A 23,599-nucleotide genomic window follows, 5' to 3' on the forward strand; every position below is an offset into this window, starting at 1 on the left:
CGCTCCATTTTCTTATTTTTTTCTAAATTTCCCGATAGGTTACTACCTGCCTGCCCTGTTCGACAAACGTCGAATGGCCGAATCTCCGATCGTGATGGATCCGACCCACGCAAACAGGCTGATAAAAATCTTTTTGAAGAAATTCTTGAAAACGTTACCAAGGCTATCCATAATGAACCAAAGCCTACGCAATGCCAACAATAAAAAGGCCAGCACAATGCAGTCAAACAACACGCAAAACATGTCTGATAAAGCCACACCATGGCTCTTCATGGCCCCCGCAATGATTTTTTTTGCGGTCTATGTCCTCTACCCGATCATCCAGTCTATCCTCATGAGTTTTTATCAATGGGACGGCATTGGTGAGAAGGTTTTCATAGGATTTCAGAATTACGTCGATCTTTATTATGACCCGCAGTTCTGGACCAGCCTGACCAACAACTTCCTTTGGTTAATTTTTTACATGCTGGCTGTACCCTTCGGTTTAGGCATCGCGTTATTTCTGAATCAACAGGTGTTAGGTATTCGGGCCGTTAAATCTTTGTTTTTCTTTCCGTTTGTCATCTCGCAAGTCATTGTCGGGATTGTTTTCGCGTGGTTTTACGATCCTGGTTACGGTCTTCTGCAGGATATTTTGGCGTTATTCGGTCTGGGTCCCATGCCCGTGTTGGCCGATGAAACCCTGGTCACGTACGGCATTATCGCGGCAGGCCTGTGGCCGCAAGTGGCCTACACGATGATTCTGTTCCTAACCGGCTTGAATAACCTTAACCCTGAGCAGATTGAAGCTGCAAAGATGGATGGCGCAAAGGGTTGGACAATGCTGTGGAATGTCATTCTTCCACAGCTCAGACCAGCCACATTCATTGCAATTGTAGTGACGGTTATTGGCGCATTGCGCTCGTTCGACCTCGTGGCATCGATGACTGCCGGTGGTCCTTATGGCAGTTCTTCCGTGTTGGCGTTTTTCATGTACGAACAGGCCATATTTAACTACCGCATGGGTTATGGCGCTGCGATCGCGACCGTACTGTTCCTGATTATGTTGATTTATATCGCCTTCTTCCTGTGGCGAATGCTGAAAGATGAGCGAGGTTGATCACGATGTTTCCAACACCTATTGCCCAAACAAAACCGCTGACGCAGATCAGCTATAAAATCGCACTGCCGCTATCCATTATTCTTTGGCTTTTACCCTTGGCGGCTATCTTGATGACCTCCGTTCGCTCGATGGGTGACATCAATGCCGGTAACTATTGGGGTTTACCAACCGAATGGAATATTGTTGAAAACTACACTTCCGTCTTTGCCAATACGGCCATGGGGCGCTATTTGTTGAACAGCATCTTGGTGACCCTTCCGGTCATGGTGGGTTCCGTATTTCTGGCCACTCTCGCAGGGTTTGCATTGGCGAAATTTAAATTCCGCGGCAACCTGGCGATTTTTGCGATGTTTATCGGTGGCAATTTTGTGCCGTTTCAGATTTTGATGATTCCGGTACGTGACCTGACAATATCCATGGGGCTTTATGACACCGTATGGGCATTAATTATCTTTCACATCGCCTTTCAGACCGGCTTTTGCACTCTTTTTATGAGGAATTTCATCGTCGGCATTCCTGATGAACTGCTGGAAAGTTGCCGACTAGAAGGCGCCAGTGAATGGAAAATCTTCTACACCATTATCCTGCCGCTAACGCGCCCGGCTCTCGCTGCTTTGGCGGTACTTATTTTCACCTTCGTCTGGAACGATTATTTCTGGGCATTGGTTCTGGTGCAATCCGATGAAGTCCGCCCAGTCACCGCCGGCATTAGTGCCTTACGCGGACAATGGCTGGCATCTTGGAACCTGATTTCCGCTGGCTCTGTTGTTGCGGCGCTACCGCCGGTCATCCTGTTTTTTGCTATGCAGAAGCATTTCATCGCAGGCTTAACATTGGGCGCGACAAAGGGTTAATTCATGCGAGTGATTCACACGAAGTCCGTCAGTTTAGTGATTGCAGAACAGAACCAAACGCCAGCCATTGTTTATATAGGTCGACGTTTGGAACAGCCTTTGCTGGAATCGTCTTTGACGACTTTAATGCAAAGAGCCATTCCGCAGGGTGGTTTAGATGAGGCGGCGCAACTGACGATCGCATCAAGCTTTGCAGACCCAACTTTTTTAAACCCGGCCTTGCAGATTCATCAACAAGGGAAAGCCTGGGCGCCACAGTGGCAACTGCAGGAAAATGAAGCGACAGAAAGCTCGGTTCAATACAAGCTCGCTGACAGTAAATCTGGACTGGTCTTGTCCTGGCATTTGATCGCCGATGCCCAAAACGACGTGTTTACGATTGAAACCAGTCTGGAAAACAAAGGCAGTCATAACATCAGTTTGCAACAATGGTTAACGACTCTGCCAATCCCTCAGCAGCTTGACACCGTTACCAGCTTTACGGGTCGCTGGATACATGAATTCCAGCCTCAGCAGCAACCGCTGTCGTTTGGCAGTATTGAATTCAGTAACTGGAAAGGACGAACGTCTCACGATCACTTCCCTGGCTTGCTCCTCGGTAGCCAACGAACCGATTTTACACACGGAGAATGCTTTGCATTTCATCTGGGCTGGAGTGGTAATCACCAGCAACGCGTTGAACGAAGTCAAAGCGGCCAATGCCAATATCAGGCAGGTATTGCGCTAATGCCCGGTGAAGTCGAATTAGCGCCGGGCGACCAATTCAGCGCCGTGCCATTGTTTTTCACCTACGCCACTAATGGCTTCGCAGGTGTTGCCGAACGGTTTCAGCCTTTCGTCCGCGATAACATTTTGTCGTTTCCAAACGCGACCCCCCGACCGGTCCACATCAACACCTGGGAAGCACTCTATTTCAACCATGAGCAAACCGAACTGGATTCACTTGCCGCCGCTGCCGAGCATTGCGGTGTAGAACGCTACGTACTGGACGATGGTTGGTTTTCAGGTCGCCGTGATGACACCGCTGGGCTTGGTGACTGGGTTGTTGATGAATCCATCTACCCCAACGGTTTACATCCGTTAAAAACCACGTTGAAAAAACATAACCTCGGCTTTGGATTGTGGTTTGAACCGGAAATGGTCAATAAAAATTCTCAGCTTCATCGTTCGCATCCAGATTGGGTGCTGCAATTGCCCGGGCAGCAACAAGCTTCCGGACGCAATCAATGGGTATTGGATATCACCCGTCCAGAAGTACAGGATTATCTTTACAAGCAAATAACCGACATCCTGCGCGACTACCCCGTTGAATACATCAAATGGGACATGAACCGAGATTTACTGCAAGCTGGCGACCATCAGGGTAAGCCGGTCTACTACCATTACGTGAGGAGTCTTTATCGACTATTGGACCGTATTCGCAAAGCCTATCCGCTGGTTGAGATCGAATCCTGTGCTTCCGGAGGCGGCCGCATGGATTACGGTATTTTAAAATACACCCACCGATTCTGGCTGAGTGACTGCAACGACGCCAACGAAAGGCAAATCATGCAACAGTGGGCAAGCCTGTTCTTCCCCGCTGAAGTTTTGGGCAGTCATATTGGTCCAACAAAAAGCCACACCACATCTCGTTCACACGCGTTAAATGTGCGCGCCGGAACGGCACTGTTTGGTCACCTGGGTATTGAATGGGATATTCGCCAAGCGAATGAATCGGAACAAGCGCAATTGGTTCAACTTGTATCGTTATATAAAGATTTACGCAATACCCTGCACCAGGGTATTCGCAGGCCAATGGCCGGTGCGGATAAACATCAGATAGCGTTCAGTGTCACGCATGGCGACACCATGCTAATCAGTATTTTTCAACAGAAAATGCCAGAGTTTTCAGTTCCGGCACCTTTGCGTATTCCTGGTTTGAATAACGCCCGTCATTACGCAATTGACATACTGATCGAAGCCGAACAGACGGGACATTTGATGAAACGCAAACCAAGTTGGATGCACAATCGAACCAAGGTATTTTCTGGTGAACAGTTAATGCGGTTTGGGTTACCACTGCCAGTTATGGATCCCGAATCCCTGCTGGTATTGCAACTGACCGACTGCTGAAGAATGCATCAAGTTACCTAAATTGGTGGTTTGATACATAAGTGTTTGGTCGACAGATCGGACAGCCTTTGGGTTTTGGAAATCCCATAAAAATTTCCAGAAACCGCTCTGGCACTGCACCCTTGCATGGCTGAGTAGTAAAAAATAATTCGTCACAAAACAATTAAAGAAGGACGATACTATGACCCTTAAAAAACTCCTTACCGCCGGTGCGTTGACCGCAGCCATGGCCACACAGTCATTCGCGGGCACGCTGGTCATTAACTCCAACCAATCGGATCCAGCGCCTAAAAAAGCCTGGGCTGAAATGATTGCGCAGTTTGAAGCGGAAAACCCAGACATCACCGTCAAGGTGAATGAATACGACCACGAAGGTTATAAAAGCGCCATTCGTAACTGGCTGGTAACTTCACCACCAGATATCGTGTATTGGTTCGCTGGCAACCGAATGAAGTACTTCGTTGATCGCGGTTTGTTTGACGACGTATCCGACGTTTGGGAATCCGAAGGTTTGAGTGACTCTATGTCTTCAACCAAAGCCTCCATGACCGTAGATGGCAAGCAGTACGGTGTACCTTACAGCTACTATCAATGGGGTATTTATTACAACAAGAATTTGTTTGATGAATACGGATTGTCTGAACCAAAAACGTGGGATGAATTTCTCGCTGTTTGTGAAACGTTGAAGTCGAATGGCGTTACGCCAATCACCATCGGTACCAAGTACTTGTGGACTGCTGCAGGCTGGTTCGACTACCTGAACATGCGGACCAACGGCTTGAAATATCACATTAATTTGATGGATGGCAAAATTCCTTACACCGATGCTGGTGTCCGAAAGACATTTGCCAACTGGCGCCAATTGATCGACGGCGGTTATTTCCTGGAGAACCACGCGTCTTACAGTTGGCAGGAAGCTCAACCACCTATGTTCAATGGCGAAGCTGCGATGTATTTGATGGGTAACTTCCTGACGCCAAACTTCCCAGACAACATCGAGTTCGACTTCTTCCAGTTCCCGGTAATCGATCCGAGTGTTGGTATGTTTGAAGATGCGCCGACCGATACGGTGCACATTCCAGCGCGAGCGAAAAACAAAACCGACGCACGTCGTTTCCTGGCGTTTATCTCATCACCTGAGAACCAAACAAAAGTCAATCAAGTGCTGAATCAATTGCCACCGAACAAGAACGCGAAGTCGGCTGACAATAAGTTCTTAAACCAAGGCAATGTGATGCTAGGTGCGGCAGATGGAACAGCGCAGTTCTATGACCGCGACACAGACCCAGCCATGGCTTCTGAAGGCATGAAAGGCTTCCAGGAATTCATGGTAAATCCAGATCGTCTGGACAAAATTCTGGAGAATCTGGAACGGGTACGTCAACGTGTATTTCGTTAATGTATTTTTGGTAAACAAATGAAAGGTGGCTTCGGCCACCTTTTTTCACCAGTCAATGTTGCGGTCTATATGGTTCTTAACGAAAGTCCAATATCCATGGCGCTTCAATAAGCGTTTCAATCACCTTGAACGATCAGTTTTTTGCCAAGCCGACTCGACTCAATTGCCAGCTCAATTAACTCTATGACCTGAATGGATTCTTCAATAGGCACCGGCGCTTGTGCCGACTCCAGAATGGCTTGCCCCAATTGATGCCAGAAAACACCATAATTGCCGGGCTTAGTCGGAACCAGTTTACTGCCCGATTCCTGATATAAAATACCCCATGAATCTTCCGACTCTTGCCCCCAACGGTCATCCAACACATCAGCGCCATTTTTCAGGTCTTGCTCCTGAACGTCCAGACCGTATTTTAAATAACTGCCGCCCGTCCCCTCCAAGGTAAATCGGTTATTGGGTCCGGGTTGAAAAGAACTGCTACCGAGATGAACCTGCTTATCTGGATATTCTAACCAAATTTCAAAATTATCATCGACATCTGACCCTTCCCGAAGAGCGCTGACATTCGCCTGAATCGCGATAGGACAACCATACAAACAAACAACTTGGTCCAGCAAGTGCGGACCGAGATCCCATAAAACACCGGCGCCTGCCCCACGTTGTTCACGCCAACGCTCACGGACAATAGGACGAAAACGATCAAAACGGCTTGTCAATCGCTTCACGTCACCGACCGCACCAGAGTCAATCAATGACCGTAACGTCAGAAAATCACCATCCCAGCGTCGGTTTTGAAAGACAACCAAATGCACGCCTTTGTCGGCAGCCAATTTAGCCAACTCAACCGCCTCATCGGATGTAAGAACAAAAGGTTTTTCAACCACAACATTCAGACCCAATGACAAGCAAAAATGCACTTGTTGGTAATGCAAGCGATTGGGTGAGGTAATAACAACCAGTTCAATTTGGTCTGGATCCAGAAGCGACAGGTCAGTAACAACATGGCATTCCGGAAATTCCAACTTTACGGCATCAGCTTTGCTGGACACGATACTCGTTAATTGAAAATTGGGATCTGCCTGAATGAATGGGATATGAAATGTCGAAGACGAAAACCCATAAGCGACTACCGCTGTTCTAATCATAAAATCTCCTCTAACATTCATTCAGCATAGCGCAGGACAAGTCATCAAATATGTAACCTAGTGTGACATAACGTTACTTGTTCCGCTGGTTGAGATCCTATACTGAAATAAGATAAAAGATTAGAAAGGCCGCCCGCAGTATGACCGAAATCTCACAAGTAACATTAAGCTTTAGTAATGACACTCCGAACGGTTTCTGCTCAGTCTGCTTACCCGATGATATGGCTAGCCAATTTCCGTTTTTCTCCGCACTGCTTTACTTTCACAAAACCGTTAATCTAGAAGAAGACTTCAGTCTTTATCGGTTTACGCCCAATTTTGAAATGGAATTTCTATGGCAGCCGCTGCTGAGTCAAGGCAAGTTACCTTCCTATTTGGCTTTTCCGCCAGAAGTCAGCAAGGATTTTGGAAAGGTATTGGAATTGCAGGCGATCCGCATGTTGTTACAGGCTTGCCAGACCCTCAAACTGACCTATCAGATTCAGTTCTTTAAATCAGATTCGCCATCATCCGTCGTGCAAATGCTCAACCCAATCGTGCAAGGAACAGCGCCCAATAGTATGCAACTGGAGTATTTAATAGCCGCACATTGCACAGTAATCGACTATAACGTTGAGAACTATACACCAAGTATTAAATACTACAGCGAACTACTCTCCCTCAACACAGAAGATCGTACCCTATTGGCGTTTTGGCAAAAAGATGAAGACTTTTTTGATAACCTCCACACCGTTACAGACACCATCATCGGTCGACTCTGGCAATATCAGAATCACGGCAACTTGACGATCATCGAGACCACCGAAGACTTAATCGCAAGACATTATCTACACGCTTGTATTTCCATGCACGATGAAATCATCGTCGACCTCTCATTCACGCAAGCAGCCCGCACTCAAGCCATGAACTTGAATGCAAATCTATTGAATGCGTACGCACACATAAGGTGTAACGTGCCATTTTCGATTGCGACATTGGATGCGTTAATTGAGCAAAGCCGAGCCCCAGGATTGCATTATTGGCGAGCTTACTTACTCGCCTTTGGCCATATTATCCGGTCGTTCCATATAAAGTTTTCACTTAAGCATGAAGCACCAAGATTTACAGAAGCGCACCGGACGTTTAAAGCACTGGGCGATATTGTTGGAATTACCCGCGTTTTCCACGCACGCGCATCCTTACTGGCCAAAAACGATCAACCGCAAGCAGCCATCAAATTGTTAACGATGTGTAAAAAAATCAGGATGTCGCTTAATGAACCCATCGGCGTAGCCCGGGTTCTGAATGGTACTGCTTACGTATACTTGCAACACGACCGCATCGAAGAATCTAAACGGAGTCACTTGGAGGCTGTAAATTACTTAACTCAAGAGCGGGCACCGGATGAACTGGCTTTTACCTACACCCTGATATCCTGGCTGTGCTTTTTGCAGGATCAATTTGCCGAAGCCATCGAATATGGCGAACAGGCACTCTCTGTCATGCAACAATACGGCTTGCACACGCTACCGTTCCGAACAAAACCAGATATACATGCACAACTGGGTTTGTATTATCACTATTCGGACAAACAAGAGCAGGCTTTAGAACAGTCTGACTACTGTGAAGCACACAAAGTCGACTCATCGGCCACCGGCGAAATATTGCGCACTCTATTGCGGGGGCTGATTAATGACCAGCGCGGTGCTGAACACTTAGCAGACATCAGTTTTAACTATATTCCGGAATTACTGCTAGCAAATTCAGAGGTCGATTTACATCTGGAAGCACTTTATTATCGCATCATAATGAGGCGATTTGAAAAACTCTCAGACCCATGGCGTCACAACGATATCCAACAGCGCGGATTGGCATTCTGCAAGGCTCACCATTTATCTCAAACACAAGGTTGGTTTGAATCTACATGACGTCAAAAGCACTGCTTATATCTGGTTACCACGCATTGAGCCAAAAACACTGGGCAGAATACGTTGTACGTACATGCTCCGATTATGATTGGAACATGCTTGCCCTGCCTGCAAGGTATTTTTCCTGGCGTATGCGAGGCGCCCCGCTCTCGCTGTCAGCATTAAACAGCGAGATGCTGAGTGAGCAATATGACTTAGTCGTTTCAACATCGACGGTCGACTTATCGGTTGTACAAAGCCTCTATCCTACCCTGCGTAACACATCCAGTCTGTTGTATTTTCACGAGAATCAATTTGCTTATCCGAAGGCTCACACTCCACAATCGGTGGTCGACTGGCAGATGGTCAATCTTTACTCCGCGTTACGTGCCGACAAGGTAGTCTTTAACAGCCAGTATAATCAGACCAGTCTGCTTGAGGGAATAAGCGCACTACTCTCTAAATTGCCGGACCTTGTACCCAAAAACATAACGCAGAGCATCGTTGAAAAATCCATTATATTACCGGTGCCAATCCGAGACGCTGCTACGCCTCCTCGACGACCTGAATCTCAGCGCCCCCTAAAAATACTGTGGAATCATCGATGGGAGTGGGATAAACAGCCCGAGTTATTACTAGCCATTGTCGAACAGCTTGAAGCATCGGGTATAAACTTCCAACTGATTCTAACGGGTCAGCAATTTCGCAACACACCACCTGCGATGACGCATTTATTGTCAGCTTTCAAACACCGAATTTATCATGCTGGGTTTATTGAAGACGACGCAGATTACCATCACATTCTGCAGCAGTGCCATGTCGCTTTGTCCACCGCCATTCACGAGTTTCAGGGCATCGCTGTATTGGAAGCCGTAAGCCAGGGTTGTATCCCATTGTTACCGGCTCGGCTCAGTTACCCTGAATTCTTCGACTCGGATTTCTTATACAGCAACCACTCGAACGTGACCAAGCAGGCAAAGTCAGCGGTCAATAAAATCACCCACTGGTTGGCTCACGGATTTCCAAAAGTTCCGGCAGTTGACGCTTTCTACGAATCATCCCTGACAGGTATGTACCGAAAAGAAATAAGCCACAAAGCTATTTAGGCTTATGACTTTTTTGTTTGACCTTTTTGATTTTTTTAACCGGCTTACTGCCTTTACTAAACTTTCTGCTTTTTGCCGGTGCCTGATATTTCTTGCCAGTCGTCGCTTTTTCTTCCGCCGGAATCAATTGGTTCGGGCCATTGCCAATCAAACGTTCCAAGCCCATTTGTGTTAAGGCTTGACGGATCATTTGCCAACCGTTTTTGTCGTGATAACGCAGCAACGCTTTTTGGAGTTGGCGCTGCTCGATTTTTTTCACCACATTCACCCGGCCACTTTTATAGGTTACTTTCTTCAGCGGGTTTTTGCCGGAATAGTACATGGCTGTCGCGAGGCTCATGGGAGATGGATAAAAGGTTTGCACCTGATCAACTTTCATGTCGTGGCGTTTTAACCACAGTGCCAGGTTCACCATGTCTTCATCTTCGCAACCCGGGTGCGCAGCAATGAAGTACGGAATTAAATACTGTTTTTTGCCCGCTTGCTTTGAGAACTGATCAAACATTTTCTTGAACCGGTCATAACTGCCCATGCCCGGTTTCATCATCATATTAAGCGGACGATCTTCTGTATGTTCAGGGGCGATTTTCAAATAGCCACCAACATGGTGTGTCACCAACTCTTTCACATATTCCGGATCTTCAACTGCCAGGTCGTAACGCAGACCCGACGCTACGGCGACGGTATGAATACCGGGAACCTTACGGACCTTGCGATAAAGTTCAGTGGTTTTTTGATGACTGGTTTTTAGATTCTTGCAGATAGTCGGATAAACACAGCTTAAGCGTCGGCAGTTCGCCTGAATTTCATCGTCCTTACATTGCAGGGTGTACATATTTGCAGTTGGTCCGCCAAGGTCAGACAGACTGCCGCTGAAACCGGGTACCTTAGCTTTGATATCGTCAACTTCACGTAGTATGGAATCATGCGACCGCGATTGAATAATTCGTCCCTCATGTTCGGTAATCGAACAGAAGGTACAACCACCAAAACAACCCCGCATAATGTTAATGGATGTTTTAATCATGTCGTACGCCGGTATCCGCGCTTTTCCGTAGCTCGGGTGTGGAACACGCGCGTAAGGCAGATCAAAAACGCCATCTATTTCTTCGGTAGTCAATGGGATCGGTGGCGGATTCACCCAGACTTCGCGATTGCCGTGCTTCTGAACCAGCACATGTGCGTTATGCGGGTTCGCCTCCACATGCAGCACACGACTGGCATGGGCGTAAAGCGCTGGGTCGTTACGGACTTTTTCGAAAGACGGTAAACGTATGCACGTTTTCTCATGCTCTACATCGAATTTCCGTTGCAGTGGCATGGGGATGATTCTTACCGCCTGAACATCGCTCGAATCACCAGGACTGCTGGAACACTGCTTTTCAGCAACGTCCGATAACGCCTGCCTTTGCTCATAGGGATTCGGTACATCAAACTGTGCGTCTGCCGCAAGGTCATGAGGCCAGTCAATGCGACTGGAGTCGATCTCTGTCCAACCCTGTGGCACCGATTTGCGTACCACCACGGTTCCGCGAACATCGGTAATTTCGGAAATAGGCACTTGGTTTGCCAATTGATGCGAAACCTCAACCAAAGCACGTTCGGCGTTGCCATAAAGCAGAATATCGGCGTTTGAATCAAACAGAACCGAATGCCGGACTTTATTGCTCCAGTAATCGTACTGGGCAATACGGCGTAAACTGGCTTCAATGCCGCCGAGCACGATTGGCGTTTCCGGGAATGCTTCTTTACAGCGCTGACTGTAAACCAATACAGCGCGATCTGGTCGGCGACCGCCCTCATTATTCGGTGTATAGGCGTCTTCATTGCGGACTTTCAAATCAGCCGTATAGCGGTTGATCATCGAATCCATATTACCTGCGGTTACCCCGAAATAGAGATTCGGCTGCCCCAGGGCTTTAAAGTCGTCGGCACTCTGCCAATCTGGCTGGGCAATTATTCCAACGCGGTACCCCTGCGCTTCCAATAAACGACCGGTCACCGCCATGCCAAAACTTGGGTGATCCACATAGGCATCTCCGGTAACCAAAATAATATCGCAACTGTCCCACCCCAACGCGTCCATTTCCGTACGGCTCATGGGCAAGAACGGCGCAGGATCAAAGCAAGAGGCCCAGTATTTCGGGTATTTGAACAATTCAGGGGCAGTTTTAAACATGGTTTTCTAACGTCTGTAAATGATCGCGCATACTAGCAGATTTCACCAATAAGGTTATTGACTTGTGGGTTCAACAAAATTTCCATAGGCGACTGGTGTTCGATCAATACGTAAGGCTTTTTTATGCGTATAATTCGCGCTTTTTTTAAGCTTCGAGGACAGCAAATGCCCTTTACCAACATTCAAATGATCGTGATGGATATGGACGACACTCTGCTCGGCGCCGACCATCAAATCAGCCCGGAAAACAAACTGGCCATTGAACAAGCTCAAGCAGCGGGCATTATCATTGTACTGGCCTCGGGTCGACCAACTCCGGCGATGACCCCCTTTGCTGATCAGCTGAATCTGAACAATGGCGGTTTTGTGATTTCCTATAATGGCGCCTACGTAACCGACTGGTCCAACCAGCAAGTGTTGTTCGATACCTGCCTGACGAAATACGAACACGACATGCTGGTTGACGCTGCTCACGCGCATCAATCCAATCTGCACACTTATGTCGATGGTGACATCGTAACCGATGCGCTCAACCCCTATACCGACATTGAAGCGGATCTCACCAACATGCCGATTCGTTGTGTAGGCGATCTGAAAGAGGCTGTTCAGGGTTCAGTACCCAAAGTGTTGATGGTCGCAGCGCCAGATAAAGTAAAAGCCATGTCTGAAGAGTTGAAAACCTCTTTAGGCGGACGATTCACGATCAGTATCTCTAAGCCATTCTTCCTCGAATTTACCAATCAGCAGGTTGATAAAAGTGCGGGAATCAGCGTTCTCTGTAGCAAACTCGGAATTGAAAAAGCGCATGTGATGGCCATTGGTGATAGCTACAACGACCTCACCATGATTCGGGATTGTGGCGTTGGTGTGGCCATGGGCAATGCGCCGGACGACATCAAGGCTATCGCAGATGTCGAAACGCTTTGCAACGAAGAGCATGGTGTGGCCGCCATTATTCAACGAGTTTTGCGCAGTCAGCAAGTTGCCGAACAAGCTTAGCCCATTCAGAGACCGGATTACTTGAAACTCGAACGATTCACAAATGGCTGCGGGTTCGCAGCCTTCGATAAACCATTGTTCATCGCGATTCGCTGATTTTTACGACCTAAGACACGTAATTGCGTAAGACGTTCCCACAACAATGCACCACGCGAATCTTTTTTCCAGATCTTCTTAAACAAATACTTGGTTGCCGCGATTGCATCCGGACTATTGGACGAAATTTCCCGAGCTAACGTCATGGATTTTTCAAAGGGTTGTTCATCGAGATGGGAAATTAAACCATACTGATACCCTTCGACACCAGTGAAGATCCGCCCAGTCATCGTCAGCTCTTGTGCAATATCGAGGCGGGTTAAACGCGACAAATTCACGGTACCACTCATGTCTGGAATTAAACCCCATTTCATTTCCATAATGGATAGCTGAGCTTGAGGTGTTGCAATACGAAAGTCACAACCTAGGATTATCTGAAACCCTCCCCCGAAACAATTGCCATGCACGGAAGCGATAACCGGTACCGGCAAATCACGCCAGCAATTCGCAACCCGTTGAAAGCGATTATCCCGACCCCAAGGCGCTTTAAGAAAGTAGCGCGCTATAAACCCGGGGTTTTTAGCGACAAAGGAAAAATCCAGGCCCGCGCAGAACGAATCACCTTTCGCAGTCATCACAACAGCCCGAATGTCACGATTTTTACGAATGGATTTTGCAGCAGCCATGAGCTCGTCCATCATTTGCTTATCCAGACCGTTATGTTTCTCAGGTCGATTCAACGTCACGACCGCGATGTGATCTTCTACTTCAACGAGTACTCTGGGTTGTTCATTCATTTCCGCTTTTCTCTGAGCCTGGGTATGCTAATAGAATTTCAGAAACAAACGCACCCGGCAACGTATTACGCGGATTATTGACGAGGGATTCATGATTCGACAGCCTTTTGGCTATTTCAAGCACATTCCGCAAAGTTAAACGGCATTTTGCTCACCGCAGATATAGCACTTGACTGCTACAATGCGAATTATGCCGATCAACCGACAGGAACACATGCATGACAGAAGCGAAATTTGGTTCAAATGAACCAGTCATCATCACCATGCTAATGACACCCGACATGGCCAATTTTTCCGGCAATGTTCATGGTGGAAACTTACTGAAAATTCTGGATCAGGTCGCCTACACCTGCGCTGCGCGATACAGCGGCAAGTACGCTGTTACACTCTCAGTCGACCAGGTCCACTTCAAAGAAGCCATTAAGATCGGAGAACTGGTGACTTTCTATTCTTCCGTTAATTATGTCGGCAAAACATCGATGGAGGTCGGCGTAAAAGTGGTTGCAGAGGACATTCAAACGCACAGAAAACGACATACCAACAGTTGCTATTTCACCATGGTCGCCGTTGATGAGGACGGAAAACCAACCCCTGTCCCACCTTTGGATTTTAAAGGTCATCATCAGAAAGGCAGATACATCGCGGCAAAACTCCGTAAAGAGTTACGCCTGGAACACAAACGTCGGCTCGAGGAAGTCCATCGTGAATGGGTTAAAAACTACGACACCCTGACTGAAGCGGAAATCGATGCTGAATTCCAAAAAGTGTACGAACCAAGGGATTAAACAAACGTTTAAGCAACATCGGGACAGCAAAAGAACACGTGACTATACGGGCTTGGTTCCAAGGCACAACCCATGAAAGTCGCGGGTATAACAAAACCGAATCTTCCGATTCGGCTTTCTTATTGAATTTGGAGCGGAACGTGATTCAACTGGTCCGGCATCCCGGTCTGACCCATTCCGGTGTGAACCCAAAGGTCGCGGGCATTAAAAAACCGAACCTTCCGATTCGGCTTTCTTATTGAATTTGGAGCGGAACGTGATTCAACTGGTTCGGCATTCCGGCGTGACCCCAAAGGTCGCGGGCATAAAAAACCGAATGATCCGATTCAGATTTCCTATTGGACTTGGGGCGGAACGTGATTCAACTGGTCCGGCATTCCGGCGTGACCCCAAAGGTCGCGGGCATAAAAAACCGAATGATCCGATTCAGATTTCCTATTGGACCTGGAGCGGAACGTGATTCAACTGGTCCGGCATCTCGGCGTGACCCATTCTAGTGTGAACCCAAAGGTCGCGGGCATAAAAAAACCGAATCTTCCGATTCGGCTTTCTTAATGAATTTGGAGCGGAACGTGATTCAACTGGTTCGGCATCCCGGCGTGACCCCAAGGTCGCGGGCATAAAAAAACCGAACCTTCCGATTCGGCTTTCTTATTGAATTTGGAACGGAACGTGATTCAACTGGTTCGGCATCCCGGCGTGACCCCGAGGTCGCGGGCATAAAAAAACCGAACCTTCCGATTCGGCTTTCTTATTGAATTTGGAGCGGAACGTGATTCAACTGGTTCGGCATCCCGGCGTGACCCCGAGGTCGCGGGCATAAAAAAACCGAATCTTCCGATTCGGCTTTCTCATTGAATTTGGAGCGGGAAACGAGATTCGAACTCGCGACCCCAACCTTGGCAAGGTTGTGCTCTACCACTGAGCTATTCCCGCTGATGTTGCAGCTTTCACTTTGCAACGTTGCTCCCGAGTTTCAATTCAACGAATTGAGTTGGCATCCCGTAGGGGACTCGAACCCCTGTTACCGCCGTGAAAGGGCGGTGTCCTAGGCCACTAGACGAACGGGACACTGTGTACCTCAAGAACGAGCGCTATATTAAGGATATTTCTGATCAATGCAACTTTTTTCTTATAGAAATCAATGAATTAAGTGGCTTTTTTTAATTTCTGCTCAATTTTTAATTCGTACCGAGAATACAAAGTTTCCCAAGATCCACATTGAGGACACAACCAAACCATTTTTTCTGAATGAAAACCGCATTCTATGCACAGGTGATCATCCGCACTATCTAAAAAGTTCTTTTTGAGGGCTGGCATCAATGGCAGGATGGATTCTTTTACGACCGAGGGCTGCTTCGCTAACCAATATTGAAGTACCGATTCAGAGTCCCCTTCTTGCAATTGCTTCTCGACGTCGGTATCCAAATCGTCAGTGAGCGTTTGATTTGATGTTAAATTTTGATCAAGTAGTACATCCAAAATCCGAACAGATGGGTGCCGTCGATACAGTTGCTTCATAAACCTTGAAAAACTGTCCAAACTACCATGAACTGTCGATAGATGACGCATCGGCACCAGAACCAGATTTATCCGGCGCGGATCTTTCAACAATAATTCACGGTAAATCGAAATGGCCAACCCTAATTGATTCTGTTCCGTAGCCAATTCAGCTGCCAACATTTCGGCGCGTGCGCTAACCCCCAACCGAGAGGCTTTGCGGATGATTTTATTCAACGCACTGGCAGACTTCTGACGTCGGACCTGTTGAACGTATTCACAATAGAGATTCGCCAAGCGCAAACCACCTGAACCCGCTATACCATACTGCTCGACAAGCTCTACGGCCCGCTGCCAATCCTGTTCACTTTCAAGAATGGCCAACCATAAACGAAACGCCTGCCTGGACAACCCCTCATCTGCGTCCTCCAACGCCCTGACCAACAGTTCTTCTGCGTGCCCTAACACACCAGCAGCGTAGTAATCTTGTGCGATTTCGAGCGTAATTTCTGAAAGGCTATGCCCTTCTAAATTGGCCTTTGCCAACGCCTCATGAACCGAAACCGCTTTATCGAATTCACCACGGCGACGAAAAAGCTCCGCCAATGCAAAGTAGATTTCGACATTTTGCTGGCTGATTGGAAACTTATTCACCCAATCGGAGACATCGCCTTCAAATGAAGTCAGATCGAAATGATATTGATCCAATAAAAATCGCCGCCCGCGAAATCGTTCGGGAATATAGCGCTTTAAAATACTGAGGAGTTTACTCATGGGAGTGAATTACTTTTTTTTGACCAAGCGACCCAGAATTAGCCCTATAAGCAGGCCAACAAACAAAAAAATCAGATAATAAAAAAAGACTGGCAACGCAGGGGAAGACCAATAGAGAAAAGAAAAAGATAGGCTTGAACTGTTAGACCAGCCGACAAGCCAGCCGAGGGCTAACAACAGCAATACCAAGACGTACTTGAGTACACGCAATGCGAATCTCCCTTTAGCGATTACTCATCCAGACTGTCGTTTACGGATTCGCGCAACTCTTTACCTGGTTTAAAATGAGGTACATATTTCCCTTCGAGCTCAACAGATTCACCCGTTTTCGGATTTCGACCAACCCGAGGTGAACGGTAATGCAAAGAAAAACTACCAAAACCACGAATCTCGATTCGCTCGCCCGCGGCCAGCGCTTGAGCCATATGGTCTAACATCGTTTTAATCGCTAATTCAACGTCGCGAACCGACAACTGCCCTTGCCTATCAACTATACGTTCAATTAGTTCGGATTTTGTCACAATTGAACCCTCCAAGCATCTTTACATAAGTGCCTGATATTTAGACTAAATCAGCCTACAAAATAACACAAGTAATTATTTTTAAAGGAGTTTTTGGCGAACAGTCGGCCGCTACCACGATTGCTTTTATGCCTCGGAAGAAATCCAAGTTCATACGTGAACTTTGAAGCAGCTATTCTAAGGAAATGATGGGTCAAGTTTATGACTAAAGAAGCGCAAAACAAAAAAGCCGGCATACGCCGGCTTTATGCTGAATCAGACTACAACTTAGTTGTTGCCTTCTTCCAATTTTGCTTTGATCAGGTCACCGATGGTGGTTGGACCTGCAGCTTCAACAGCTTTGTCTTTCAGGTCTTTCACAGCTTGCTTCTCGTCATCAAAGTCTTTTGCTTTGATAGACAGGCTGATTACGCGGTTCTTACGGTCGATGCTAACAATCTTAGCTTCAACAGCATCACCAACGTTCAACACGTTACGAGCATCTTCAACTTTATCACGTGAAATTTCAGAAGCCTTCAACGTACCTTCGATATCGTCCTGCAAAGTGATGATGGCTGCTTTCGCATCAACTTCTTTAACAACACCGTTTACGATAGTGCCTTTGTCGTTTTCAGCGGCGTATTCAGCGAATGGATCCATATCCAATTGCTTGATACCCAATGAAATGCGCTCACGCTCAGGGTCGATAGACAGAATAGTTGTTTCCAACTCTTCGCCTTTCTTGTACTTACGAACAGCTTCTTCACCAGACTCATTCCAGCTGATGTCTGACAAGTGAACCAGACCGTCTATACCACCTTCCAGACCAATGAAGATACCGAAGTCAGTAATAGACTTGATCTTGCCTGAAACTTTGTCACCCTTGTTGAAGCGGTTACCGAAGTCTTCCCATGGGTTAACAACTGTCTGCTTGATACCCAGAGAAATACGACGACGCTCTTCATCGATATCCAGAACCATTACGTCGATATCGTCACCAACCTGAACCACTTTAGATGGGTGAATATTCTTGTTGGTCCAGTCCATTTCAGAAACGTGTACCAGACCTTCAACGCCTTCTTCCAACTCAGCAAAACAACCGTAATCTGTCAGGTTGGTTACTTTAGCAGTTACTTTGGCGTCTTCTGGGTAACGAGCTTTGATATCTACCCATGGATCTTCACCCAATTGCTTCAGACCCAGTGAAACGCGATTACGTTCACGATCGAACTTCAATACTTTAACGTCGATTTCGTCACCAACCTGAACGATTTCGCTTGGGTGCTTAATACGCTTCCAAGCCATATCAGTGATGTGCAACAGACCGTCAACACCACCCAAGTCAACGAAAGCACCGTAGTCAGTCAGGTTCTTAACGATACCCTTAACTTCCTGGCCTTCCTGCAGGTTTTCCAGCAACTCTTCACGCTCAGCGCTGTTAGAGGCTTCAAGAACCGCACGACGCGATACAACAACGTTATTACGACGTTGATCAAGCTTAATTACTTTAAATTCAAGCTCTTTGCCTTCCAGGTGCAATGTGTCACGAACTGGACGGATATCAACCAAAGAACCTGGCAAGAATGCACGAACGGAGCTGACGTCAACGGTGAAACCACCCTTAACCTTGCCGTTAATAACACCCTTAACAACTTCTTTTGCTTCGTATGCTTTCTCTAATTCAGACCAAGCTTCCGCACGCTTCGCTTTTTCACGAGACAGACGTGTATCACCGAAACCGTCTTCAACCGCTTCCAGGGCAACTTTTACTTCATCACCAACAGCGATTTCCAATTCACCAGCGTCATTTAAGAACTGTACGCGCGGAATAACACCTTCAGATTTCAAACCGGCATGAACGGTTACCCAATCTGAATCGATGTCGACGACGACACCGGTAACAATGGAACCAGGTTCCATTTCAATGGTTTTTAAGCTTTCTTCAAAGAGTTCAGCAAAAGATTCAGTCATTTAAGTTATTTTCCTAAGCTATAAACGCCGTAAATGAATTCATTTACGACAAGGCCGCAATCCAGCTCTTACGGGTCTGTCAATAATACCTGGGTCATCGACGCTGCTGGTCATGTGATGACTCAAGCCCAGTTCAAAACAGTGTTAAAAACACAATTTGCGCTGAAATTAGGGTGGCGTATTATACGGATGAATAAAAAAAACCCAATAGCAATTGGGCTTTTTTCATCAAATTTCGGCGGGTTTTCTGCTTTTGCAGCATTTTTTAGACATTTATCTAAATTTGACGCACTCAGCGACGCCAACAAGGCTAATCGTCAAATACAGGCAAATATAGAATTTGGGGCGCGCATTACGTTAAAAACAGCGAGATCCTGACCTTCAGTCAAACGTCAGGACATCAGCCCACGCTCACGTGCCAACGCCAAAATATGGCTAACAACGGCGTCAATCGACATGGATGTCGTATCCAGCTGAAATGCATCCGCTGCTGGCTTTAAGGGAGCCGTTGCCCGGTTAGTGTCGCGTTCATCTCGCTCCACGATATCCGCCAAGACGGTATCGAAATCGACATCCTGTCCCTTTTCGGTCAGTTGCAAAACCCTTCGCTTTGCCCGCTCTTCGGCGCTGGCCGTGAGGAATATCTTCAACGGCGCTTCTGTGAATACGACGGTTCCCATATCCCGACCATCGGCGATCAGACCGGGGGCCACTGCAAAGGCGCGCTGTCGCTTCAGCAGTGCATCTCTGACCCGATTGTAGGCTGCCACAACGGACGCATTGCGACCGACAGCTTCATCACGTATTGCCTCGGTGACGTTGTCGTTTTCGAGGACAATTTTGGTCCCCTTTTCGGTTTGTTCAAAACGTACATCCAAATGCTCGGCTATCACAGCCACTGCAGCCTCATTACTGAGTTCCACACCGTGGTTCATCGCTGCTAACGCAGTTAATCTATAGAGTGCGCCTGAATCGAGAAAATGCCATCCTAACTGCGCGGCCAATAATGTACTGACTGTGCCCTTACCTGCGCCACCCGGACCATCTAATGTAATTACGGGTGTATTCGCTAAATTCATAACATTTCCTAACCGAATCTGGATGTAATATCGCGCGCATTCTTACTGCACTACCCGCTAATATCAACCTAAATTTGAATAAAATCCCGGACAGAATCAACGAACGGCGTTACTCAGAGCCGACAGAAAACACTTATTTCTGACGACTCTCCAGTATCTCGGTGAAGTAATCCCGGGCTGATTTCGCGCGGGTAAAAACGGTTCTCAATAAATCACCATCGGCGTGCTCAATTGCCTGTTCTAACAAGCTTAGATCCGATTGAAAACGCCGAAGAATGCTTAAGGTCGCATCGCGATTGGTCAGAAAAATATCGTGCCACATGGTGGGGTCTGAGGCTGCTATACGTGAGAAATCCCGGAAACCGCCCGCTGCGTATTTAAATATCTCCCGATTCTCCGATTCGCGTGCCAAGGTATCCACTAACGAAAAGGCCAACAGATGAGGTAAATGACTGGTCGCCGCCAATACTTCATCATGACGCTGAACAGTCATAGCCACCACTTCAGCACCGCAAGCCGTCCACAAGCCCGTTAATAACTCCACCGCTGCAGGGGAAGAATTATCCAATGGTGTCAGAATGTGCATATGGTGCTTGAACAAATCGGCTTCTGCGGCCAAAACCCCGCTTTTTTCACCACCGGCGATGGGATGACCTGGTACAAAGCAGGCAGGTAAGTCTCCCAACACACCGGCTACCGATCTCACGACTTCACCTTTGACACTACCGACATCCGTTAAGACCGTTAAATCGGCCACTAAGTGCCGAATCTGCTCTACGACGCCAGCTATCGCCATTACCGGAACAGCCATGACGACGACATCAACGGACGTCACAGAACTCAAATCAGCGACTGCCTCGTCTATAACCTGAGTATCGATGGCCAAGCCCGGCACAGCCGGGTCCCGGTCATATCCCAGAACATATGCAACCCCAGCCTGTTTGATGGCCTTAGCAAAGGAAGCTCCAATGAGCCCCAACCCAACAACCAGCACTCTGGTTTTAACGCTCATAACTCTCCTCAAACATTATGCACCTTGACGCTGGAGCAACCTGTCAAGCCAACCCAGCAACTGGGCCGATTTACATTTATCTGGTCAACTCTTTCAAACAGGCAAAACGCGCCAAACACAAGCGACACCGCAAACCCTATTTAACAGCCTACAAAACCCCTTTCGGGTAAGAGCCTAAAATTTTCACTTCAACAGCGGTTTTCTTGATTACGTCGAGAGCTTCCTGGACATTCGGGTCGTTCGTATGCCCCACAAAATCTATGAAGAAGACATAAGTCCAATTACCCGACAAGGATGGGCGGGATTCCAAACGCGTCATGTCCACACCAAAATCATTGAACGGCTTCAACAGATGATAAAGCGCACCTGGTTCGTTGCGCATGGACACGACAAGCGACGTTTTATCGGCACCGGAGATATCGACCTCTTGCGTTCCAATGATCAGGAACCGCGTGGAATTATCAGGGGAATCTTCAATTTTGGTTTCAATAATATCCAGATCGTATAACTCAGAGGCCATTTCACCAGCAATAGCTGCTGAGTTCCATTCACCTTGAACCCTTTTAGCCGCCTCAGCGTTACTATTGACGGCGATGCGTTCAGCCAGTGGCATATGGGCGTCCAGCCATTTACGACACTGAGCCAACGATTGCTGATGACTGTATATCCGGGTAATTCTATCCCGCTTAGTATTCGGACCCGCCATAAGGTGGTGGTGTATGCGTAGTTCAACTTCACCCACAATCTTAACGTTGGAGGAGATGAAGGTGTCCAGGGTGTGATTCACAACCCCTTCAGTAGAATTTTCGATTGGTACAACGCCATATTGTACAGCACCCGCCTCCACCTCACGGAAAACCTCATCGATGGCGGGCATCGGCTTAGTCACCACCCATTGACCAAAATGCTTTTTAGCAGCTTGCTGGGTAAAGGTACCTTCGGGTCCTAAGTAGGCAACCTCCAAAGGTTTCTCCAAGGCCAGACAGGCAGACATGATTTCGCGAAACAGACGCGCCATATCCTCATTACCCAGAGGACCAGCATTGCGCTGCATGACCCGGCTGAGTACCTGTGCTTCACGCTCTGGACGATAGAAAACCGCACCAGCTGGATCAGCCTTCATCTTGACTTCTGCGACCCGCATGGCACAGCTGGCACGCTTTGAAATCAACGTCAGGATCTCGGTATCTAATCGATCGATTTCCTCACGCAGTCCAATCAACTCGGATTCATCCAAGGCGTTTGTAATTTGGCTTTCATCAGGCATAGCGGTTCTCAAAAATCTCTAAAAATTCAATTAATCGCATGACACCGGCTTTGGGCATGGCGTTATAGATACTGGCTCGACAACCACCACTGGAACGATGACCTTGCAAGTTCAGCAAACCGAACTGAGTCGCTTCTTCCAGAAATACGGGAGTCAGCGTCTCTTCTCGCAGAAAGAAAGGTACATTCATTTTTGAGCGATACTGAGCGCGCACATCATTATAAAACAGTTTGCTGCGATCAAGCGCCCCATACAACAGTGCAGCTTTCTCAATATTATGTTGTTCAATCTGCGGGACGCCGCCTTTTCTTAGCAGCCACTGAAAGACAAGATTGGCCAAATAAATCGCAAAGGTAGGCGGCGTATTAGCCATGGACACCTGATCACTGACGATTCGGTAGTTCAATAGCCTGGGCGTACTGGGCAAATCAAGGCGGATCAAATCCTCCCGGACGATAACCACGGCCAGTCCGGCAGGACCGATATTCTTTTGCGCACCAGCGTATATCAACCCAAAACGGGAAACATCAATGGGTGCGGACAGAATACAAGAGGACATATCTGCTACCAGGGGCACGTCACCGACATCAGGTATCTCGGTAAACGCCACACCATCTATGGTTTCATTCGGCGTGTAGTGCACGTAATCGAGTTGTTGAGGGATATCTACTTCACCGGCAGCGAAAGCGGTTTTAAAATTGCTGCTTTGAGCACTCGCGAGCTCAACAGTAGAGCCATATCGCTGCGCTTCTGCCATCGCTCTTTGCGACCAATAACCGGTATTCATAAACCCTGCGCGACGAAACTCAGACATGAGATTTAAAGGCACGGCACTAAATTGCAGGCTTGCGCCACCTTGCATAAACAACACCCGGTAATTATCAGGGATGGACATCAATTTACGCAGGTTTTGTTCAGTAGAATTAAGAATAGAAATAAAGATGTCGGACCGGTGTGACATTTCCATAACAGAAATACCAGTACCTTGAAAATCGAGCAGCTCGGTCTGGGCCTGCTGCATTACCTCGATGGGCAACATAGCTGGACCAGAGCAAAAGTTAAAAACAGGTTTTGCACTGGTCACAACTATTTTCGC

20 protein-coding genes and 2 tRNA genes are annotated in these 23,599 nt (G+C 47.5%); 10 read left to right on the top strand and 12 right to left on the bottom strand.

The window, feature by feature from the left end:
• Positions 1 to 217 precede the first annotated feature (217 nt).
• The 4 genes from IYN85_RS07460 to IYN85_RS07475 all read left to right on the top strand — a co-directional run bounded on the left by IYN85_RS07460 (position 218) and on the right by IYN85_RS07475 (position 5,467).
• Positions 218 to 1,099 carry a carbohydrate ABC transporter permease gene (locus IYN85_RS07460; protein ID WP_196158513.1) on the top strand — a complete coding sequence of 294 codons (882 nt, stop codon included), beginning with the start codon at positions 218 to 220 and terminating at the stop codon, positions 1,097 to 1,099.
• Between the two features lie 5 nt (positions 1,100 to 1,104).
• Positions 1,105 to 1,956 carry a carbohydrate ABC transporter permease gene (locus tag IYN85_RS07465; RefSeq protein WP_196158182.1) on the top strand — a complete coding sequence of 284 codons (852 nt, stop codon included), beginning with the start codon at positions 1,105 to 1,107 and terminating at the stop codon, positions 1,954 to 1,956.
• A 3-nt stretch (positions 1,957 to 1,959) separates the two neighbouring features.
• Positions 1,960 to 4,068: an alpha-galactosidase gene (locus tag IYN85_RS07470; protein ID WP_196158183.1), complete on the top strand. Its 2,109-nt coding sequence runs from the start codon at positions 1,960 to 1,962 to the stop codon at positions 4,066 to 4,068.
• A gap of 181 nt (positions 4,069 to 4,249) precedes the next feature.
• Positions 4,250 to 5,467 carry an ABC transporter substrate-binding protein gene (locus IYN85_RS07475; protein ID WP_196158184.1) on the top strand — a complete coding sequence of 406 codons (1,218 nt, stop codon included), beginning with the start codon at positions 4,250 to 4,252 and terminating at the stop codon, positions 5,465 to 5,467.
• Between the two features lie 116 nt (positions 5,468 to 5,583).
• Here the strand turns inward: IYN85_RS07475 and IYN85_RS07480 are convergent, their stop codons facing one another.
• On the bottom strand, positions 5,584 to 6,612 hold the full coding sequence (locus IYN85_RS07480) for an oxidoreductase (RefSeq protein ID WP_196158185.1): 1,029 nt from the start codon (positions 6,610 to 6,612) through the stop codon (positions 5,584 to 5,586).
• A gap of 140 nt (positions 6,613 to 6,752) precedes the next feature.
• Here IYN85_RS07480 and IYN85_RS07485 point away from each other — a divergent pair, with 140 nt between their 5' ends.
• Positions 6,753 to 8,519, top strand: coding sequence for a tetratricopeptide repeat protein (locus tag IYN85_RS07485; RefSeq protein ID WP_196158186.1), 1,767 nt, complete (start codon positions 6,753 to 6,755; stop codon positions 8,517 to 8,519).
• Positions 8,516 to 9,604 carry a DUF3524 domain-containing protein gene (locus IYN85_RS07490; RefSeq protein ID WP_196158187.1) on the top strand — a complete coding sequence of 363 codons (1,089 nt, stop codon included), beginning with the start codon at positions 8,516 to 8,518 and terminating at the stop codon, positions 9,602 to 9,604. The genes IYN85_RS07485 and IYN85_RS07490 overlap by 4 nt, the downstream gene beginning before the upstream one ends.
• Here IYN85_RS07490 and IYN85_RS07495 read toward each other — a convergent pair.
• Positions 9,597 to 11,783 (bottom strand): YgiQ family radical SAM protein, encoded by a 2,187-nt coding sequence (locus tag IYN85_RS07495; protein WP_196158188.1) that lies wholly within the window; start codon positions 11,781 to 11,783, stop codon positions 9,597 to 9,599. The two genes, IYN85_RS07490 and IYN85_RS07495, sit on opposite strands and share 8 nt — an antisense overlap.
• 165 nt (positions 11,784 to 11,948) lie before the next feature.
• On the opposite strand from IYN85_RS07495, the gene IYN85_RS07500 reads away from it, so the two are divergent.
• On the top strand, positions 11,949 to 12,782 hold the full coding sequence (locus IYN85_RS07500; RefSeq protein WP_196158189.1) for a Cof-type HAD-IIB family hydrolase: 834 nt from the start codon (positions 11,949 to 11,951) through the stop codon (positions 12,780 to 12,782).
• 17 nt (positions 12,783 to 12,799) lie between these two features.
• Here the strand turns inward: IYN85_RS07500 and IYN85_RS07505 are convergent, their stop codons facing one another.
• Entirely contained in the window at positions 12,800 to 13,615 is an 816-nt protein-coding gene (locus tag IYN85_RS07505) for a crotonase/enoyl-CoA hydratase family protein (RefSeq protein WP_196158190.1), read from the bottom strand.
• Between the two features lie 218 nt (positions 13,616 to 13,833).
• Here IYN85_RS07505 and IYN85_RS07510 point away from each other — a divergent pair, with 218 nt between their 5' ends.
• Positions 13,834 to 14,400 (top strand): acyl-CoA thioesterase, encoded by a 567-nt coding sequence (locus IYN85_RS07510; RefSeq protein WP_196158191.1) that lies wholly within the window; start codon positions 13,834 to 13,836, stop codon positions 14,398 to 14,400.
• Between the two features lie 256 nt (positions 14,401 to 14,656).
• Positions 14,657 to 14,860 carry a hypothetical protein gene (locus tag IYN85_RS07515; RefSeq protein ID WP_196158192.1) on the top strand — a complete coding sequence of 68 codons (204 nt, stop codon included), beginning with the start codon at positions 14,657 to 14,659 and terminating at the stop codon, positions 14,858 to 14,860.
• Between the two features lie 401 nt (positions 14,861 to 15,261).
• On the opposite strand, the gene IYN85_RS07520 is transcribed toward IYN85_RS07515, so the two are convergent.
• The 5 genes from IYN85_RS07520 to rpsA all read right to left on the bottom strand — a co-directional run bounded on the left by IYN85_RS07520 (position 15,262) and on the right by rpsA (position 19,145).
• A tRNA-Gly gene (locus IYN85_RS07520) sits at positions 15,262 to 15,336 on the bottom strand.
• Positions 15,337 to 15,395: 59 nt separating this feature from the next.
• Positions 15,396 to 15,471: transfer RNA gene (locus tag IYN85_RS07525), tRNA-Glu, on the bottom strand.
• 78 nt (positions 15,472 to 15,549) lie between these two features.
• Positions 15,550 to 16,674 (bottom strand): hypothetical protein, encoded by a 1,125-nt coding sequence (locus IYN85_RS07530; RefSeq protein ID WP_196158193.1) that lies wholly within the window; start codon positions 16,672 to 16,674, stop codon positions 15,550 to 15,552.
• Between the two features lie 230 nt (positions 16,675 to 16,904).
• Positions 16,905 to 17,195, bottom strand: coding sequence for an integration host factor subunit beta (gene ihfB / locus IYN85_RS07535; protein ID WP_196158194.1), 291 nt, complete (start codon positions 17,193 to 17,195; stop codon positions 16,905 to 16,907).
• Between the two features lie 267 nt (positions 17,196 to 17,462).
• Positions 17,463 to 19,145, bottom strand: coding sequence for a 30S ribosomal protein S1 (gene rpsA, locus IYN85_RS07540; RefSeq protein WP_196158195.1), 1,683 nt, complete (start codon positions 19,143 to 19,145; stop codon positions 17,463 to 17,465).
• Between the two features lie 33 nt (positions 19,146 to 19,178).
• Between rpsA and IYN85_RS07545 the strand changes: the two genes are divergently transcribed.
• Positions 19,179 to 19,523: a hypothetical protein gene (locus tag IYN85_RS07545; RefSeq protein WP_196158196.1), complete on the top strand. Its 345-nt coding sequence runs from the start codon at positions 19,179 to 19,181 to the stop codon at positions 19,521 to 19,523.
• Between the two features lie 14 nt (positions 19,524 to 19,537).
• Here IYN85_RS07545 and cmk read toward each other — a convergent pair whose 3' ends face one another.
• The 4 genes from cmk to serC all read right to left on the bottom strand — a co-directional run bounded on the left by cmk (position 19,538) and on the right by serC (position 23,587).
• Positions 19,538 to 20,224, bottom strand: coding sequence for a (d)CMP kinase (gene cmk, locus IYN85_RS07550; protein ID WP_196158197.1), 687 nt, complete (start codon positions 20,222 to 20,224; stop codon positions 19,538 to 19,540).
• A 133-nt stretch (positions 20,225 to 20,357) separates the two neighbouring features.
• Positions 20,358 to 21,236 (bottom strand): prephenate dehydrogenase/arogenate dehydrogenase family protein, encoded by an 879-nt coding sequence (locus tag IYN85_RS07555; RefSeq protein WP_196158198.1) that lies wholly within the window; start codon positions 21,234 to 21,236, stop codon positions 20,358 to 20,360.
• 148 nt (positions 21,237 to 21,384) lie between these two features.
• The gene (gene pheA / locus IYN85_RS07560) at positions 21,385 to 22,473 is read right to left on the bottom strand and encodes a prephenate dehydratase (protein ID WP_196158514.1); all 1,089 of its coding nucleotides are present in this window, start codon (positions 22,471 to 22,473) and stop codon (positions 21,385 to 21,387) included.
• 22 nt (positions 22,474 to 22,495) lie between these two features.
• The gene (gene serC / locus IYN85_RS07565) at positions 22,496 to 23,587 is read right to left on the bottom strand and encodes a 3-phosphoserine/phosphohydroxythreonine transaminase (protein ID WP_370592166.1); all 1,092 of its coding nucleotides are present in this window, start codon (positions 23,585 to 23,587) and stop codon (positions 22,496 to 22,498) included.
• Positions 23,588 to 23,599: the final 12 nt, after the last annotated feature.

The organism is Reinekea sp. G2M2-21 (assembly GCF_015687175.1).
Classification (GTDB): Bacteria; Pseudomonadota; Gammaproteobacteria; order Pseudomonadales; family Natronospirillaceae; genus Reinekea.

Excerpts from the sequence above, each read along its gene's own strand:
- cmk (WP_196158197.1), bottom strand. The coding sequence starts at position 20,224 with ATGAATTTAGCGAATACACCCGTAATTACATTAGATGGTCCGGGTGGC.
- IYN85_RS07470 (WP_196158183.1), top strand. The coding sequence starts at position 1,960 with ATGCGAGTGATTCACACGAAGTCCGTCAGTTTAGTGATTGCAGAACAG.
- IYN85_RS07500 (WP_196158189.1), top strand. The coding sequence starts at position 11,949 with ATGCCCTTTACCAACATTCAAATGATCGTGATGGATATGGACGACACT.
- IYN85_RS07490 (WP_196158187.1), top strand. The coding sequence starts at position 8,516 with ATGACGTCAAAAGCACTGCTTATATCTGGTTACCACGCATTGAGCCAA.
- IYN85_RS07460 (WP_196158513.1), top strand. The coding sequence starts at position 218 with ATGCAGTCAAACAACACGCAAAACATGTCTGATAAAGCCACACCATGG.
- IYN85_RS07510 (WP_196158191.1), top strand. The coding sequence starts at position 13,834 with ATGACAGAAGCGAAATTTGGTTCAAATGAACCAGTCATCATCACCATG.
- IYN85_RS07480 (WP_196158185.1), bottom strand. The coding sequence starts at position 6,612 with ATGATTAGAACAGCGGTAGTCGCTTATGGGTTTTCGTCTTCGACATTT.
- IYN85_RS07505 (WP_196158190.1), bottom strand. The coding sequence starts at position 13,615 with ATGAATGAACAACCCAGAGTACTCGTTGAAGTAGAAGATCACATCGCG.
- IYN85_RS07495 (WP_196158188.1), bottom strand. The coding sequence starts at position 11,783 with ATGTTTAAAACTGCCCCTGAATTGTTCAAATACCCGAAATACTGGGCC.
- rpsA (WP_196158195.1), bottom strand. The coding sequence starts at position 19,145 with ATGACTGAATCTTTTGCTGAACTCTTTGAAGAAAGCTTAAAAACCATT.
- IYN85_RS07545 (WP_196158196.1), top strand. The coding sequence starts at position 19,179 with ATGAATTCATTTACGACAAGGCCGCAATCCAGCTCTTACGGGTCTGTC.
- IYN85_RS07465 (WP_196158182.1), top strand. The coding sequence starts at position 1,105 with ATGTTTCCAACACCTATTGCCCAAACAAAACCGCTGACGCAGATCAGC.
- IYN85_RS07530 (WP_196158193.1), bottom strand. The coding sequence starts at position 16,674 with ATGAGTAAACTCCTCAGTATTTTAAAGCGCTATATTCCCGAACGATTT.
- IYN85_RS07555 (WP_196158198.1), bottom strand. The coding sequence starts at position 21,236 with ATGAGCGTTAAAACCAGAGTGCTGGTTGTTGGGTTGGGGCTCATTGGA.
- IYN85_RS07475 (WP_196158184.1), top strand. The coding sequence starts at position 4,250 with ATGACCCTTAAAAAACTCCTTACCGCCGGTGCGTTGACCGCAGCCATG.
- IYN85_RS07485 (WP_196158186.1), top strand. The coding sequence starts at position 6,753 with ATGACCGAAATCTCACAAGTAACATTAAGCTTTAGTAATGACACTCCG.